The 17,119-nt window shown below is 69.6% G+C and carries 9 protein-coding genes; 7 read left to right on the plus strand and 2 right to left on the minus strand.

All coding sequences use genetic code 11. The features are described 5' to 3' along the window. Positions 1–139: 139 nt before the first annotated feature. From ACYVOK_RS00410 to ACYVOK_RS00420, 3 genes are all read left to right on the plus strand, one after another. Positions 140–823, plus strand: a complete 684-nt coding sequence (locus ACYVOK_RS00410; protein WP_460660171.1) for a class I SAM-dependent DNA methyltransferase — start codon at positions 140–142, stop codon at positions 821–823. Between the two features lie 107 nt (positions 824–930). After that, positions 931–2,487, plus strand: coding sequence for a GGDEF domain-containing protein (locus ACYVOK_RS00415; RefSeq protein WP_460660172.1), 1,557 nt, complete (start codon positions 931–933; stop codon positions 2,485–2,487). Between the two features lie 18 nt (positions 2,488–2,505). Beyond that, entirely contained in the window at positions 2,506–4,068 is a 1,563-nt protein-coding gene (locus tag ACYVOK_RS00420; protein WP_460660173.1) for a GGDEF domain-containing protein, read from the plus strand. Here ACYVOK_RS00420 and ACYVOK_RS00425 read toward each other — a convergent pair. Both ACYVOK_RS00425 and ACYVOK_RS00430 read right to left on the minus strand, forming a co-directional pair. Beyond that, a complete protein-coding gene (locus ACYVOK_RS00425) occupies positions 4,062–5,504 on the minus strand; it encodes a DUF7059 domain-containing protein (RefSeq protein ID WP_460660174.1) in 1,443 nt (480 codons plus the stop codon). The two genes, ACYVOK_RS00420 and ACYVOK_RS00425, sit on opposite strands and share 7 nt — an antisense overlap. Before the next feature lie 7 nt (positions 5,505–5,511). Next, on the minus strand, positions 5,512–9,210 hold the full coding sequence (locus ACYVOK_RS00430; RefSeq protein ID WP_460660175.1) for an NPCBM/NEW2 domain-containing protein: 3,699 nt from the start codon (positions 9,208–9,210) through the stop codon (positions 5,512–5,514). 176 nt (positions 9,211–9,386) lie between these two features. Here ACYVOK_RS00430 and ACYVOK_RS00435 point away from each other — a divergent pair, with 176 nt between their 5' ends. From ACYVOK_RS00435 to ACYVOK_RS00450, 4 genes are all read left to right on the plus strand, one after another. Further along, a complete protein-coding gene (locus ACYVOK_RS00435) occupies positions 9,387–10,694 on the plus strand; it encodes an alpha/beta hydrolase (RefSeq protein WP_460660176.1) in 1,308 nt (435 codons plus the stop codon). Between the two features lie 319 nt (positions 10,695–11,013). Then, the gene (topA, locus tag ACYVOK_RS00440) at positions 11,014–13,770 is read left to right on the plus strand and encodes a type I DNA topoisomerase (protein WP_460660177.1); all 2,757 of its coding nucleotides are present in this window, start codon (positions 11,014–11,016) and stop codon (positions 13,768–13,770) included. A 48-nt stretch (positions 13,771–13,818) separates the two neighbouring features. Further along, the gene (locus ACYVOK_RS00445) at positions 13,819–14,256 is read left to right on the plus strand and encodes a Fur family transcriptional regulator (protein ID WP_460660178.1); all 438 of its coding nucleotides are present in this window, start codon (positions 13,819–13,821) and stop codon (positions 14,254–14,256) included. Between the two features lie 67 nt (positions 14,257–14,323). Beyond that, positions 14,324–17,119, plus strand: coding sequence for a glycoside hydrolase family 2 TIM barrel-domain containing protein (locus tag ACYVOK_RS00450; protein ID WP_460660179.1), 2,796 nt, complete (start codon positions 14,324–14,326; stop codon positions 17,117–17,119).

The raw sequence follows: 17,119 nt of genomic DNA on the forward strand, positions 1-17,119 counted from the left end.
GCAGCCCCCAGAAACCCTCGGCAATCGAACGCTCACTCTAGGACGCCGACCATCCCCACACCACACCCCCGGCGAGCCAAGCTCCCGATCGCCCACACCGCCGGCCGGTTGCTCCACGTGGCAACTAGCATCCGCGGCTATGAACGCCTCCCTTATCGAGCAACCTGCCGATCTCGACGTGGTACGGAGCTCGTACGACCGCGTCGCCGACAACTACGTGGAGCTGAACCTCGGCGACATCACGACGTATCCCTGGTTGCGGACCGCGATCGACGGCTTCGCAGCCGCGGTGCACGGGCTTGGCCCGGTTCTGGACGTCGGCTGCGGTCCAGGAGCCGTGACCGCCTACCTGGCCGAGCGGGGCCTCGACGTCTCCGGGGTCGACCTCTCGCCCCGGATGATCGACCACGCCCGGCGGCTGCACCCCGACCAGCGGTTCGCCGTTGCTTCGGCAACCGACCTGGAGCTGGCGGACTCGTCGCTCGGCGGGATTCTCGGTTGGTGGTCACTGTTCAACCTGCCCCGGCACATTCTTCCCGGGGTCGTCCGGTCCTTCGCCCGAGCGCTGGTTCCGGGCGGGCATGTCATCATCGGAACCCACCGGGGTGACGGCGAGATCGAACGAACCGAGGCGTACGGCGGAGTGCCGGTGAGGTGGACCACCTATCTGTGGCAGCCCCACGATCTCTGGGCCATGCTGGCCGCGGCGGGCCTCGGTCCGGTGGCTGAACTGCGGCTTCCCGAGAGTGTGGCCGGGGTTCCCTCACTCGTGCTTGTCGCCCAGCGGCCCACCGTTCCGATGGCACCAGGTGGTCGTGGCTGAATGGTGCCGTGACAGGGGTGGGCGTGGGTGGTCACAATGGGCGGTCCGGCCCGGGATGCGGGTGAGGATCAGGGAAGGCCGCCGGCGGGGTTATGGGGAGTGGCGAGATGGCGACGGGTGACGCGCTGACTGCCCGGCTCGCCGCCGCGATGACATCGGCCCAGTCAGGTGGGCACGCGGCCGCGGCGGCGGAGATCCAGGCGATCCGCGCCGAGCTCGGTGGTGTGCCGAGTTACCAGTTGGCCGCGGCCGAGTACGTGCGCGGTGTCACGGCCCACCATGCGAGCGACGCGGACGAGGCCTTGAAGGCCGTGGACGCGTGCGTCGCGGTCGCGAAGGCGATCGACGAACCGGGCTGGGAAGCGAACGCGCTGCCGATCAGGATCATCAACCTGGCTCGCAGCGGACGTGGCGGGGACACGGTGAAGGACCTGGTCGCCGCCGAGGCGGCGCTGAGCCGGACCAAGGACCCGGGCCTGACCGCGTGGGCGCACACCGGCCTCGGCTACACATACGACGTCCTGCGCCTGTACGAACTCTGCATTCCGCACTACGAGCTCGCCACCCGGCTGGACGCGGACGTGTTCGAGCTGGCCGAGTCGCCGGCCATCGACCGGCTGAACCTGGCGGAGACCTACCTGCGCTGGGCTCACGAACTCGAGCGGCTCGGCGAGTCGTCGTACCAGCAGGAGATCCGGGAGCGGCTCGCGTCGGCGGCGTACTGGGCGCGTGAGGCGGAGCGGGTGATCGTCGACGACGAGAGCCAGGAGTTCTGGCGGTTGAGCGCCCGGTTGTGGGTTGCTGCCGCGGCGACGAGCGACGATCCGGCCGCGGCCGTCGCGGAGCTGGCCGAGTGCCGGGACGAGATCTCCAAGCTGGGCGAGACCGAGCGGCTCTCGATCGCGGGCGCCTACCTGGCCAGGGCTCTCCAGGCGCAGGGGAAGCCCGATGAGGCGAAGGCCGTGGCCGATCGGGCGGCCGACGACCTGATTCCGTTGGCGGATCCGGCCACGCACGTGCTGGTGCTGCAGACCCGATCGGAGATCGCCGCGGCCGCCGGCGGGCCGGGAGCCCTGGCCGGACTGGAGTACGCGCGTTCGGTCGCGCGGGGCTGGTGGAAGGAACGGCAGCGGGCGCTGAACGCCGTACGGCACGCGCTCGCCACGCACGACCTCTCGGCCCGGCACGACGCCGAGTGGCACGCGGCCCGGCAGGATCCGCTGACCGGGGTCGGCAACCGGCGGGCGCTGGACGAGCGGCTGACCGCGGCCCGCGACTCCGGCCGCGCGGTGACCGTGCTGGCCCTCGACGTCGACGACCTGAAGGTGGTCAACGACACGTACGGCCACGCCTGCGGTGACGAATTGCTGCAGGTTGTGGCAAATCTGCTGGTAGAACAGGCGCGAGCGACCGATGCCGTGATTCGATCGGGTGGCGACGAGTTCATCGTGGTGCTCGACCAGCCGGACGCCAAGGGCGGTGCGCAACTGGCGCTGCGGGTCCGGACCGCGGCCGCGGCGATCGCGGCGGCGACCGGGAAGCCGTGGCTGCGGCGGCTCGGCCTGAGCATCGGGTACGCCGCGACGGCCGAAGGTGTCGGAGTGGATCAGCTGATCGCCACGGCGGACCGTCGCTTGTACGACGACAAGCGCCGCAGGCGGTGAGGCGACAGGGGGTTCGAGGTGCGCGACACGTCGGGGGTGACCGCGCGCATTGCGGCGGCGATGACGCAGGCCCAGTCGGGCAGTCCGGCCGAGGCAGCGACCGAGCTGCACCGGGTGCTGACCGAGCTCGGCCCGGAACCGAGTGCCGAACGTGCCGCCGCCGAGTACGTGCGGGCCGTCGCGGCCCATCACGCCACCGACGCGGTCGAGGCGCTGGACGCGGTCGACGCCTGTATCCGGGTCGCCCGGGCGATCGACGAGCCGGGCTGGGAGGCGAACGCGCTCGCGATCCGGATCGTCACCCTGATCCGTACCGGCGAGGGCGGTGACTCGGTCGCCGACCTGGTCGCCGCCGAGAACGCGCTGTCCCGCACCCGCGACCTCGGCCTGGCCGGCTGGGCGCACACCGGCCTCGGGTACGCCTACGACCTGCTCCGGCTGTACGAGTTGTGCATCCCGCACTTCGAGCTCGCGGCCGAGGGCGACCACGATCCGCTCGGGCTCCCCGAGGCGCCGGCGATCAACCGGCTCAACCTGGCCGAGTCGAACCTGCGCTGGGCGCACGAGCTCGAGCGGCTCGGTGACACGTCGTACGACGAGGAGATCCGTGAGCGACGGCGGGACGCGCACCGCTGGGCGGGCGAGGCGGTCGACGTGATCGTGCGGGACGACCTGCTCGGGTACTGGCCGATCGCCGGGCGGATGTGGCTGGCCGCCAGCAACGACGAGGCCGATCCCGCCGAGGCCGCCGTGATCCTCAAGGACTGCCGCGATCAGCTGGCCAAGCTGGGCGACCTGGAGCTGGCCGCGATCGCGGGGACGTACCTGGCCAGGTCGTACGCCGCTCTGGGCCGGCTGGATGACGCCGCCGAAGCCGCGCAGCGGGCCGGCAGCGACCTGCCACCGACCTCCGATCCACCAGTTGAGGCGCTCGTCCGCCATACCGCTGTGCAGATCGCAGCGGAGTCAGGCGACGCAGGAGCCGAGACAGGGCTGCAGTACGCGCGGGCGATCACCAGAGGGTGGTGGGCCGAGCGGCTGCGCGGTCTGTACGCCGTACGCAGCGCACTGGCGAATCACGAGCTCTCCATCCGCCACGACGCCGAGTGGCGAGCCGCACGTGAGGACCCGCTCACCGGGGTCGGCAACCGCCGCGCGCTGGACGAGCGGATGTCCGTCGCGCATGACGCCGGCCGGTCGGTGGGAGTGATCGCCATCGACGTGGACAACCTCAAGGTGATCAACGACAGCTACGGGCACATCTGCGGTGATGAGGTACTGCGACGGGTCGGGCAGCTGTTGACCGAGCAGTGCCGCGCCGAGGACGTGGTGGCGCGCGTCGGTGGTGACGAGTTCGTCGTCGTACTGGACAAGCCGGACGAGCGTGGAGCGCGCGAACTGGTCGAGCGGATCAAGCTCGCGGCGGACCGGGTCGCGGCGACGGCGGGCGAGCCGTGGTTCGCGATGCTGCGGCTCAGCATCGGGCACGCCAGCAGCACCGACGGTACGCCGGTCAGCGAGCTGCTCACCGAGGCGGACCGGCGCATGTACGCCGACAAGCGACGGCGCAGGGCTCAGTAGTTCAGGAAGCCTTCTACGACAAGGCGTCTGACCTGTGGGAGGTACTCCCGCAGTACGTCGTCCAGCGGCCGGTCCAGCAGGTCCGCGAGCGCTGCCAGGATCTGCCCGACACTCAAGTCGCCGTCACACGCACCGACGAAGCCGGCCAGCACGGTGTCCGCCTGCTCGGCCCGTCGCATCCCACGCTGCCGTCGCAGCACGATCGTCGCCGGATCCTCGGCGCCCGGCTGCCCGCTGGTCTCCTGGATCACGTCGTCGGCCGTCACGAGATGCAACCCGGTCAGGTCGTCCGGCAACCCCTCCGACCGTTCGAACCGGCCCAGTACGTGCGGACCGATCGGACGCTCGATCTCGTACGGCCACTCCTCGGCCTCCAGCGTCCCTGCCACGTTGTGCACGGTGATCCAGCCCATGCCGATCGCCTCGACACTCTGCGCGTCCAGCCAGCGCAGCCAGGCGTCGTACCGACTCACGTACTCCGGCGACCCGTGCAGGCCCGCGTCACGCAGCCACAGCTCGACGTACTCGGACGGGTCGAGCTGCTCGCGCTGCACTGCCCACGCGGACCGGTCACCCGTCCACCCGGCGATCCGGTCGCGCCAGTCCTCACCGCGCACACACGTCCAGTTGGCCAGCAGTTGGCACCAGCCACCGTCGGTCAGGTGGTACGGCGCTTGCCGCACGAGTTGCTCGACGACGGAGTCACCGGCGAACCCGGTCTCGCGGTACGTCAACCGGCCGTCGCCCGGCGAGATCACGTACGGCGGATTGCTCACGATCAGGTCGAACCGCTCGCCGCGGACCGGCTCGTACAGGCTGCCCTCGCGGACGTCGAGGTCGACCCGGTTCAGCGCGGCCGTCCACCGCGCCAGCTGGAGTGCCCGCGGGTTCACGTCGGTGGCGACGACCTGGTTGACCCGGTCGGCCAGGTGCAGCGACTGGATCCCGCAGCCGGTACCGATGTCGAGGGCCCGCTCGGCCGTGATCGGCACGGTCAGGTGGATGAGGCTCAGGCTGGCCGGTGCGATCCCCAGCACGTAGTCGGACCGCATCGGCTCGCGTCGCCCGTCCAGTCCGGGAGTCAGGTCCGCGACCACCCACCACTCCCGGTCGTCCTCGGCGAACGGCCGGATGTCGAGCACCGCCCGAGCCGCGCCCCCGGACACCTCGACGATGCCGAGGGCAACCAGATCCAGACCTGGAAAGGCCTGGGTGACAAGGGATTCCGGTACGGCGCGTTGGAGCAGGAACAGCCGGATCATCGTGTCGAGGGCGTCACCCGAGCCGGTACGCCGGCCCGCAAGAGTCGTCTCGTTGCGGGCCAGCGCACCGTTGGCCTGGGCACCCAGCCGGTCGGCCACACCTTCAGCCGTGTACCCGGCTGTCGTGAACGCCCGCCGCAGCGCGTCCACCTCGGTCCCCGTCAGCTCACCCATGGAGCCATTATGGGTTGCAGCTCACCTTGGCCTCGGCCCAGTCCGCGTGGTCGCTGGTGATGCCGTCGCCGCCGTCGGTGACCTGCAGGGTCAGGGTCTGGCCTCCGGTCACGTCCACCGAGACGTTCGCCGTCGGCGACGTACCGGTGAGCAGGTCCGAGGTGTACTTCGCCACCCCGTCGACCAGGACCTTGAAGCTGACCTTGCCGCGGTCCTCCACCTCGTCGTCCACGCCGACCTTCGCGGTGAAGGTCTTGCAGTTGCCACCGATCCGGACACTGACAGACGACGGCGCGTGCGTCCCCAGACCCTTCGCGTACTGCACGCCGTCGAGGGTGATCGGAGCACCGTCGGCGGCACCGTCCTCGCCGTTGCTGCGGTCGCGCTCGACCGGACCCCAGCCGTTGGTCGAGTCCAGGAACTCCAGGTCGCTGACCCACTTCTCACCGGTTGGTGCCGGAGGCAACGGCTTGTTTGCGATCGTGGCGGCGAAGAACCCCAGCCCGCCACCGGGCAGCTTGATCGCCTTGACCGTCTTGCCCGGCTCCAGGGGTACGGCGGTGTAGAACACCCGGTAATCGGTCGTGGTGTTGCTCAGACCCGCCTGCGTGTAGCGGCCCTTCACCGACACCGCCGGCTTCGCGCCGCCGGTGGCCGGATCCTGGCAGCACCAGTTCGGCAGCTGGAACGTACCCTGCGACTGCGAACCGTCGGTGTAGATGATGGTGACCGATCCGCGGGCGTTGAGGCTGGCGCCCGCACCCAGCAGGGCGAGATGCGTACCGTTGCCCGAGACAAGGATCGGTGCCGGTTGGTTCTTCACCAGGTTCGGCGTGCCGGGCGCCCCGGTCGGCCAGGTGAACTCCGCCCCCTGGACGGTCACCTTCGCCCCCGGCGTGTATCCGGCCGCAGCAAGGGCCTCACCGTGGTAGCTGTTGCCGGATCCGTCGAAGTTGCCCTGCTTGTACGTCGCGGCGTCACTGATGCCGACCACAGTCGCCGCCTGGGACAACGATGCGTACGGCAACTGCGCCGTCGCGAAGGCGCTGTTCGTGTAGCTCTTGCTCTGCGCGACGTACGTCGCCGCGAGCTCCAGCGTGAACGAAGCCGGTTTGACGTCCGCGCCGGGCGTCACCTGCAACTTGGTGGACACGGTCTTGCCCGGATCGACGATGGCAAAGGTGTTCTGACCGGTGACGGTCCACCCGCTCGGCACCTTCACATCCAGGTGTACGTCGCGCATCGTCGTCGTACTGTCGTTGCGGAAGGTCGCGGTCACTTCGGTCGCCTGACCGGGAGCGTTCCACAACGAGGGCGCGGTGAGCTCCGGAGTGCCGAAGGTGTTCGTCACCGCGTTGCCACCGCCGACCGAGGACGTGGCGGTGAGCTGGACGACAGCGGTCCGCGAGGTGGAGATCGGGGCGGTCTTCACCCGGATGATGCCGTTGTCGTAGTGCCAGCCGATCGAGCCCGCCTGGTAGTTGTCCAGCTTGGGCAGCTTGCGGCCGTCGACGATGACGTCGTGCGGAGCGGTGCCGGTGTGGACCGTGAGCTCGTACGGACGGCTCGCCGGCTTACCGGTGTACGTGCCGACGCTGGCGCCGATCGTGACGGTCACGTCGCCGCGGGACTGCGTGGGTGCGTCGACGGCGAAGACCTGTGTCGCGGAGTTCTGCGAACGGGTGACCCGGTCGTCCTCGTACAGGCTGAAGGACGACTTGCCCTCCGGGTAGATGTCGACGGTGATCCGGTCGCCGAAGCCCTGCTCGGCCGCGGTGTTGATCCCGGCCTTCCACATCGGTACGACGGCGCCGGCCTTCACGAACAGCGGCAGCGTGTCGAGCGGTGCGTGGTAGCCGTTCACCGTGGTCGGACCCTGGTAGACGCGGCCGGTCCAGTAGTCGATCCACTTGCCCTTCGGCAGGTAGATGCCGTTCTTCACCTCGTCGGCACCCCACATCGGCGCGACCAGGAACTCCTTGCCGGCCAGGAACTCGTACTTCGTGGTGTCGTCCCAGGTCTTCGGGTCGTCCGGGTACTCCAGCACCAGCGACCGGTTCAGCGGCGCACCGGTCCGGTGGGCCTCGGCGGCGTACGTGTAGAAGTACGGGAGCAGCCGCTCACGCAGCTTGAGGTACTTGCGGTTGATCGAGGTGTACGGGTCGCCGTACGCCCACGGCTGCTTGAACGCCGGGGTGGCCCAGCCGGACATGGTCATGAAGGCCGGGTTGAACACCTTCCACTGCATGTCCCGCACGTAGCTCGTGGGCGAGCCGCCGAAGATGCCGTCGACGTCACCGGCGGTGTAGGCGATACCGGAGTTGCCGGAGCCGTGGATGGCCGGGATCTGCCACCTGATCGCATCCAGCGAGCCGCTGTGGTCACCGGTCCACTGCACCGCGCACCGCTGTGCACCGGCCCAGCCCTCCACCATCCAGGCGAAGCCGCGGGCGTTGCTGTACTGCTCTATACCGCCGTGTGCGGTGTCGCAGGCGCTGAGCGCGTGCCGGTAGCCCGGGCCGACCCAGGCGACGTCCAGCTTGCGGACCCGCACTCCTGCCTCGCCGACCTCGGCCGGCTGCCGGTCCAGCGAGGACTGCGTCCACAGACCCATCTGGATGTTCCGCTGCCGCAGTTCGTCACCGGTCTGCTTGAGCGGCGGGATCTCCCGCTTGCCCCACCAGGTGCCGTCGACCTGCTCGAACTCGGTGTCGTCGGAGTACCCGCAGCCGTAGTCGTCGTTGACCAGCATCCAGCCGCCGGGCATGTCCTCGTCCTTGAACCGCTGCGCGATCTTCACCGCGTCCAGCGTGGTCACCTTCTCCGGGTGGACCTTCCAGTCGTTGCTGGGGTCCGGGTCCTTCGCGTAATGACCGCGGTTGTAGCAGTCCGAGTCGCCGTACTCGAGGCCGTAGATGGGCGGCATGAACGGGCGGCCGGTGAGCTCGGTGTAGCGGTCGAGCGAGGTCTTGAGGTCACCGACGAAGTAGTATGCGTCGAACCGCTTCTCGTCGTGCTTGGTGACGACCGGTTCGGTGAAGCTGTAGCTCCCCGGGCTGAACGTGTTGCGCAGTACGCCGTACCCCGCGGTGCTCATGTAGTAGGGAGAGGCGTTCGGGTTGCCGCCGTCCTCCCAGTTGAAGTCGCGGGAGATCCTGATGGTCTGGTCGCGATGTGAGAACCGGCCGTTCTGCATGCCGCCGCCGAAGAACTGCTCACTCGGTCCGCGGCTCAGGGACTGGGTGGTGGAGGTGTCGTTCCACGACAGCGGCGCGCTCTCCGCCCACACGAGCTGACCGTTGCTCCGATACACGCTGAACCTCAGCGGGTGCTTCTGCGCCCGGACCTCGATCTTCCCGGTCGTGAGCGAGTAGTAGCCGCCGCGATCCCGCCACGACGTCTGCGGAGTGCCGTAGTCGGTCTTGACGACGATGTTCGACGCGGGCGCGTTCGGATCGGTCGGCGGTGTGTTGGCGGGATCCGTGAAGTTGCCGTCCGGCGCCAGCCACAGCCGGAACACGTCGTCCTTCAGGAACACCACCCGCACCTTCGCCGGGCCGGCGCTGAGGGTGTACGTCGCCTTGTCGGCGGAGAACCCGGTGACGTCACCCAGCGTGGTGTCGGCGGTGGGTTGGGCCTGAGCCTGAGCGCTGACGGCCACCAGCGCACCTGCCACCAGGGCCAGAGCGGTGACTGAACGTTTCATGCGGACAAAGATGCTCACGAGTGCCTCACTTCACGCATCTATGAACAAGAGTGCCGTCATTGAAGCGCGCGGAGGGCGGCTTGTCATCAGCTCGGCCGTCATCAAGTTGAGACGCCGCCGCCATCCCGGGGTGAACCCGTACCGTGACGATGTTCCGCATGGCGAACAGTCGACCGATGACGAGTCGCGCGGTCAGCAGGCGTGCGCTGCTGGCCGGCGGCCTTACCTGCGGCGTAGCGCTGACCACTCCTGCCTTCGCCCGGGCCGTCCCCGTCGAACCCGGTCGCTGGATCGCGCAGGGCGACCCCAACTTCCACCCGGTCACGTTCCGCCTGCCCCCGCCGACCGGGCGGAAGGCGCTCGGCACGACCGCCCTGCACCTGATCGACCAGTCCCGTCCGGACCCGAGGATGCCCGGCGGCCGCCGCGAGCTGATGATCAGCCTCTGGTACCCCGGCTCCGTGGCCGGATCGGCCCCGTTCGCGAAGTACATGCCGCGGCGCACCGCGGTCGAGGTCGACGAGGCCTGGACCGGCGAATACGGGCTCGCGCTGCCGACCGGTTCGTTCGACTTCGCCAACACCGACACGCACTCGCGTGTGGATGCGCCGATGCAGCCGGTCCCGCACCCCGTCGTACTGTTCTCTCCCGGCTATCAGTACAGCCGGTTCGTGAACACCGCCCAGGTCGAGGACCTGGCCAGCCGCGGGTACGTCGTGGTGACGATGGACCACACGCACGACACGCCGACCGAGTTCCCGGGCGGGCGGTTCCTGCCCGGCGTACCGGCCGATCAGCTGCCGGACCCGGCGTTCACCCGGAAGGCGGTCGAGACCCGGACGGCCGACGCGCGGTTCGTGCTGGACCAGCTCGAGCGGATCGCCCGCGGCGAGAACCCGGACGCGGACGGCAAGCGGCTGCCGGCCGGGGTCGCCGCCGGCCTCGACCTGCGGAAGGTCGGGATGTTCGGCTTCGGCCTCGGCGGCTACGCGACCGCGAACACGCTGCTCGAGGACCGCCGGTTCGCAGCCGGGCTCGACCTGGACGGCACGCTCCAGGACGACCCGGTGAAGGGCCCGCTCGGCGAGGTCGCCCGGCGCGGACTCGACCAGCCGTTCCTGCTGTTCGGCTCGGACAACAGTCAGCGGACCGACCCGGACAAGGAGTACTACGACAAGTCGTGGGCCGGCTTCTGGGAGGCCCAGCGCGGCTGGAAGCTGAACCTCGGCCTGACCGGCGCCAAGCAGAAGGCGTTCACCGATTTCCAGTTCGTCTTCGACCAGTTGTTCCGTGACATCTACGGCGAGGACGAGCTCATCACCTCGGTGATGACGGCCCTAGTCGGCTCGGTCGACCCGGCCCGGAGCGTGCTCGCCCAGCGCCGCTACCTCGCTGCCTTCTTCGACCAGGCCCTGCGCGGCCGGCCCGCGTCGCTGCTGCGCGGCGACTCCCCGAACTTCCCGGAGGTTCGCTTCGTCCGCTGACCCCGGGTTGTGATGCTTGCCACCCCTGGTGCTGGCCCGACGGCGTACCCTCGGGGCGAGAAGGCGGGAGGGATACGGGGTTCCGGCGCGTAGGGTGGCCGCGGTACGACGCGCGGTGACCGGGGTCGCCGGGCACTTTCTGAAACCCTGTGAGGTGTACGCGCGGCGAGACCGGTTACCGTGCGTTGAGAAATGCGTTGCCGTCGGCCGTACCCTGTCCTCGGGCGGGGCGACGGTTGCGGAGTCTGTGCTCGGGGGAACAGACGTCCGATCGCGGACGTTGTCGGCAGGACGAGACAGTGCTAAGGCAAGGAGCGCAGTGGCAGGGGCAACAGGGACGAAGACATCGGCAAGCAGGCTGGTGATCGTCGAGTCGCCGAAGAAGGCGCGGATGATCGCCGGATTCCTGGGGTCCGGGTACGTGGTGGAGTCCAGCTTCGGCCACATCCGCGACCTGCCGAAGGGCGCGGACGAGATCCCGGCGAAGTACAAGGGACTGCCCTGGGCCCGGCTCGGCGTCAACATCGACGACCACTTCGACCCGCTGTACGTCGTCCCGGCCGACAAGAAGGCCCAGATCCGCAAGCTGAAGGACCTGCTCAAGTCCGCCGACGAGCTCTACCTGGCCACCGACGAGGACCGCGAGGGCGAGGCGATCGCCTGGCACCTGCTGGACGAGCTGAAGCCGAAGATCCCGGTCAAGCGGATGGTCTTCCACGAGATCACCCCGAAGGCGATCCAGGACGCGGTCGGCAGCGCCCGCGACATCAACGAGGCGCTGGTCGACGCCCAGGAGGCGCGCCGGATCCTGGACCGGCTGTACGGCTACGAGGTCTCGCCGGTGCTGTGGAAGAAGGTCATGCCGAAGCTGTCGGCGGGCCGGGTCCAGTCGGTCGCGATCCGGATGGTGGTCGACCGCGAGCGTGAGCGGATCGCCTTCCGCAGCGCGTCGTACTGGGACCTGGACGCCACCCTCGACGCCGGTGAGGGCCGCTCGCCGCGGCAGTTCCCGGCCCGGCTGGTCTCGGTGGACAGCCGGCGGGTCGCCCAGGGCCGCGACTTCAACGCCACCGGTGAGCTGAAGAACGAGAACACGGTCCACCTGAACGAGGAGACCGCGACCGCGCTGGCCGCCGCGCTGCGGGACTCGCGGTTCACCGTCCGGTCGATCGAGTCCAAGCCGTACACCCGCAAGCCGTACGCGCCGTTCCGGACCACCACGCTGCAGCAGGAGGCCGGCCGCAAGCTCGGCATGTCCGCCTCGCAAACCATGCAGATCGCCCAGCGGCTGTACGAGAACGGCAACATCACCTATATGCGTACGGACAGCGTGACGCTGTCCGACACCGCGATCACCGCGGCCCGGGCCCAGGTCCGGGAGCTGTACGGCGCGTCGTACCTGCCGGACAAGCCGCGGGTCTACACCTCCAAGGTGAAGAACGCGCAGGAGGCGCACGAGGCGATCCGGCCGGCCGGCGAGGTCTTCCAGACCCCGGCCCAGACCGGGCTGACCGGCGCCGAGTACCGGCTCTACGAGCTGATCTGGATGCGCACCATCGCCTCCCAGATGAAGGACGCCGAGGGCCGCAGCGTCTCGATCAGGATCGAGGCGCCCGCCGCGACCGGTGAGCTGTGCGAGTTCACCTCGTCCGGCCGGGTGATCACCTTCCACGGCTTCCTCAAGGCGTACGTCGAGGGCGCGGACGACCCGTCCGCCGGCACCGACGACCAGGAGACCCGGCTGCCCGACGTGGTCGAGGGCGACGTGCTGCCCGCGATCGAGGTGCTGGCGTCCGGTCACGAGACCAAGCCGCCGGCCCGCTACACCGAGGCGACGCTGATCCGCGAGCTGGAAGAGCGCGAGATCGGCCGTCCGTCGACGTACGCCTCGATCATCGGCACCATCCAGGCCCGCGGGTACGTCTACAAGAAGGGCACCGCGCTGGTGCCGGCCTGGCTGGCGTTCGCCGTCGTCCGGCTGCTCGAGGAGCACTTCACCCGCCTGGTCGACTACGCCTTCACCGCGACGATGGAGGACGTGCTCGACGAGGTCGCCGCGGGCGACCTGCAGCGCGAGGGCGTGCTGTCCCGGTTCTACTTCGGCGACGCCGACCTCGAGGGCCTGCACTCGATGGTCAACGACCTGGGCGACATCGACGCCCGGGAGATGTCGACCTTCCCGGTCGGCGGCGACGACACCGGCATCGTGGTCCGGGTCGGCCGCTACGGGCCGTACGTCGAGGACAAGGACGAGCGCCGGGCGAACGTGCCCGAGGACCTGCCGCCGGACGAGCTGACGGTCGAGAAGGCCCACGAACTGCTCAGCCAGCCGTCGGGCGTCGAGCACGAGCTCGGTACGGCGCCCGACACCGGCCTGAAGGTGGTCGCGAAGGCCGGCCGCTTCGGCCCGTACGTGACCGAGGTGCTGCCCGACGACGCGCCGAAGGGCGCGAAGCCGCGGACCGGGTCGCTGCTCAAGTCGATGACACTGGACAGCGTCACCCTCGAGGACGCGATGAAGCTGCTGTCGCTGCCCCGGGTGGTCGGCACGGATCCGCAGACCGGTGAGGAGATCACCGCGCAGAACGGCCGCTACGGGCCGTACCTGAAGAAGGGGTCCGACTCGCGGTCGCTGGCGTCCGAGGAGCAGATGTTCGACATCACCCTCGAGGAGGCGCTGAAGATCTACGCCGAGCCGAAGCAGCGCGGCCGCCGGGCCGCGGCGCCGCCGCTGAAGGAGCTGGGCGAGGACCCGGAGTCCGGCAAGCCGGTGGTGGTGAAGGAGGGCCGGTTCGGTCCGTACGTGACCGACGGCGAGACCAACGCGACGCTGCGCAAGGACGACTCGGTCGAGACCATCTCGCTGCTGCGGGCGGCCGAGCTGCTGGCGGAGAAGCGGGCCCGCGGTCCGGTCAAGAAGTCGGCCAAGAAGGCCGCCGCCAAGAAGACCACGACGGCGAAGAAGACGACGGCCAAGAAGTCCACGGCGGCGAAGAAGACGGCCAAGAAGACCACGGCCAAGAAGGCCGCCGCGAAGAAGACGACGGCCAAGAAGACGGCGGCGAAGAAGTCCTGAGGGGGCACGGGTGACCGGTGCCGCCCGGACGTTTCTGGGGAGGTGGGCGTGACCAGTGCGGTCGAGGTCACCGCGCAGCGGCTGCGGGACCGAGGTGAGCGGGTGACCCCGGCCCGCCTCGCGGTGGTCGAGGTGCTCGCGGGCACCGAGGAGCACCTGAGCGCCGAGCAGATCGGCGAACGGGCCGAGCAGCTGCGCCCCGGCATCCACCGCGCCACCGTCTACCGGGCCCTCGACGCGCTCGGCGAGTTCGGCCTGGTCACCCACGTCCACCTCGGCCGCGCCGGGACGACGTACCACCTGGCCGGTGACCTGGCCCCTCGCCACCTGCACCTGCGCTGCTCCGAGTGCGGGACCGTGTACGACGCCCCCGGCGACATCCTCGAATCCGCCCGGAAGAAGGTCCAGCGCGACCTCGGCTTCCAGCTCGCTCCCGAACAGGTCGCCCTGATCGGCGTCTGCAAGGACTGCCAGGCCCTGACCTGATCCGGTCACCGTACTGTCCATATCTGTTGATCAGTGTGGATTCGTGAGCAACTTGGGCTTAGGCTCGATGCCTGTGACCCAAGACCACAGCTATGTCGAGGACTTTGCTCCCGGCGCCAACGTGCTTCCCCCGCGTGCCTGGCTGGACGACGACTCGGCCAAGCTCCCGCTGACCGGCGAGTGGAGCTTCCGGCTGTCCCCGAGCGTGGCCGACGCCCCCGACGACCTGAAGGACCCGGACACCACCGGGTGGGACACCATCGCGGTCCCGGGTCACTGGCAGCTCGGCGGGTACGGCGCCCCGGCGTACACGAACGTCGTCTACCCGTTCCCGCTCGAGCCGCCGTTCGTGCCGACCGACAACCCGACCGGTGACTACGTCCGGACCGTGACGATCCCGGCGGACTGGGCCGGTTCCCGGGTGGTACTGCGGTTCGAGGGTGTCGACTCCCGGTTCGCGGTGCACGTGAACGGCGAACTGGTCGGCTGGTCGTCGGGCTCCCGGCTGCCGTCCGAGTTCGACCTGACCGACGTGGTTGCCCCCGGCAAGGAGGCTCGGATCGCGGTCCGGGTGCACCAGTGGTCGGCCGGCAGCTACGTCGAGGACCAGGACATGTGGTGGCTGTCCGGGATCTTCCGCGAGGTCAACCTGCTGGCGCTGAAGCCGGGTGCGCCCACCGACGTCTTCGTCCGGGCGGCGTACGACCACGTCGACGGCGCCGGCACGCTGATCGTGGAGTCCGACGTACCGGGCACCGTGACCGTGCCCGAGCTGGGTCTCGAACTGGCGACCGGGGAGCACACCCGGATCGACCGGGTGGAGCCGTGGAGCGCCGAGGTGCCGCGCCTGTACGACGGTGTGCTGCGGACCGACGGCGGTGAGGTGCGGCTGCGGATCGGGTTCCGGACGGTCGCGATCGCCGACGGCGTACTGACCGTGAACGGGAACCGCGTGCTGTTCAACGGGGTCAACCGGCACGAGTTCCACCCCGACCGCGGTCGCGCGCTGACCGAGCAGGACATGCTCGACGACGTGCTGCTGATGAAGCGGGCCGGGATCAACGCGGTCCGGACCAGCCACTACCCGCCGCACCCGTACTTCCTGTCGCTGTGCGACGAGTACGGCCTGTACGTGATCGACGAGTGCGACCTGGAGACGCACGGCTTCGGGTACGAGCCGGAGCCGCCGAAGCTGCCGAACCCGGTGATGGACCCGCGGTTCCGCGACGACCTGGTGTCGCGGATGGCGCGCACCGTCCACCGGGACAAGAACCACCCCTCCATCATCATCTGGTCGCTCGGCAACGAGTGCGGGATGGGCGAGAACCTGAAGGCCATGTACGACCTGGCCAAGGAGCTCGACCCGTCCCGGCCGGTGCACTACGAGCGCGACACCGAGGTCGAGTTCGTCGACATCGCCTCGCAGATGTACACCGCGCCGGAGCGGGTCGCGGAGATCGGCGCCGACCCGTCGCTGTACAAGAACCTGCCGTTCATCCTCTGCGAGTACGGCCACGCGATGGGCAACGGGCCGGGTGGCCTGCTCGACTACCGCGAGCTGTTCGAGAAGTACCCGCGGCTGCAGGGCGGTTTCATCTGGGAGTGGATCGACCACGGCATCCGCACCACGATCGACGGCCGCGAGGTCTACGCGTACGGCGGTGACTTCGGCGAGACGATCCACGACGGCAACTTCGTCTGCGACGGACTGCTGTTCCCGGACCGTACGCCGTCACCGGGCATGCTCGAGTACGTCAAGGTGATCGAGCCGCTGCGCATCGTTGCCGACGGCAACGGTGGGGTGTCGGTCACGAACCGGTACGAGGTGCTGGACACCAGCCACCTGACCTTCACGTACGTCGTCGAGGTCGAGGGTGAGCAGGTCGACGCCGGCGAGCTTTCGGTGCCGGCGATCGCGGCCGGTGAGACCGCGACGGTGCCGCTCCCGGCCGTGGACGCGTCGAAGCCGGAGACCTGGGTCACGGTGAATGCAACGCTGACCGAGGCGACGGCGTGGGCCGAGGCGGGGCACCGCGTCGCCTGGGGCCAGATCCGGCTGGACGAGCCTGCCGCGGTGGAGCCTGTCACCGGTGGCAGGCCGGCCGATGGAGTCGCGGGTGTCGACGGCATCAGCGTCGCGGGTGTGCAGAACGCCCGGCTGGATGTGTGGCGCGCGCCGATCGACAACGACGCGATCCCCGGGGTCGCGAACACCTGGCGCGAGCAGGGTCTGCACCGGGTGCAGCACCGGATCGTCTCCCAGGGCGAGCGCGACGGTGCCTGGGAGGTCGTCACCCGGACCGCGCCGCCGCAGCTGCAGTGGGGTCTGGTCGGCACCTGGCGCTGGACCGCCGTCGACGACGGGGTCGTCCTGGACCTGAACGTCGTGCCGGAAGGGCTGTTCCCCGAGGTGCTCCCGCGGCTCGGCATCACCTTCGAACTGCCGAAGGTCGAGCGGGTGGAGTGGTTCGGCACCGGTCCGAACGAGGCGTACGTCGACACGCGCGAGGCCGCCGCGGTCGGCAAGTACTCGGCCACGGTCGCCGAACTACAGACGCCGTACGTCCGTCCGCAGGAGAACGGCCACCGCATCGACACCCGCTGGGCCGCGCTCACCACCTCCACCGGGACCCTTCGCGTCGAGGCGCTCGGCACTCTCTTCGGTCTGACGGTCCGCGACTGGACCAGCCACGACCTGGAGACCGCCAAGCACACCGCCGAACTCACCCCGGGTGACACCACCTACGTCACCCTCGACCTGGCTCAAACCGGAGTAGGCACCGCCGCCTGCGGCCCCGCCCTCCCCGACCGCGACAAACTCAAGACCACACCAGCAAGCCTCACCCTCAAGTTCACCGTCTGA

It is taken from the genome of Kribbella swartbergensis (genome assembly GCF_054784135.1).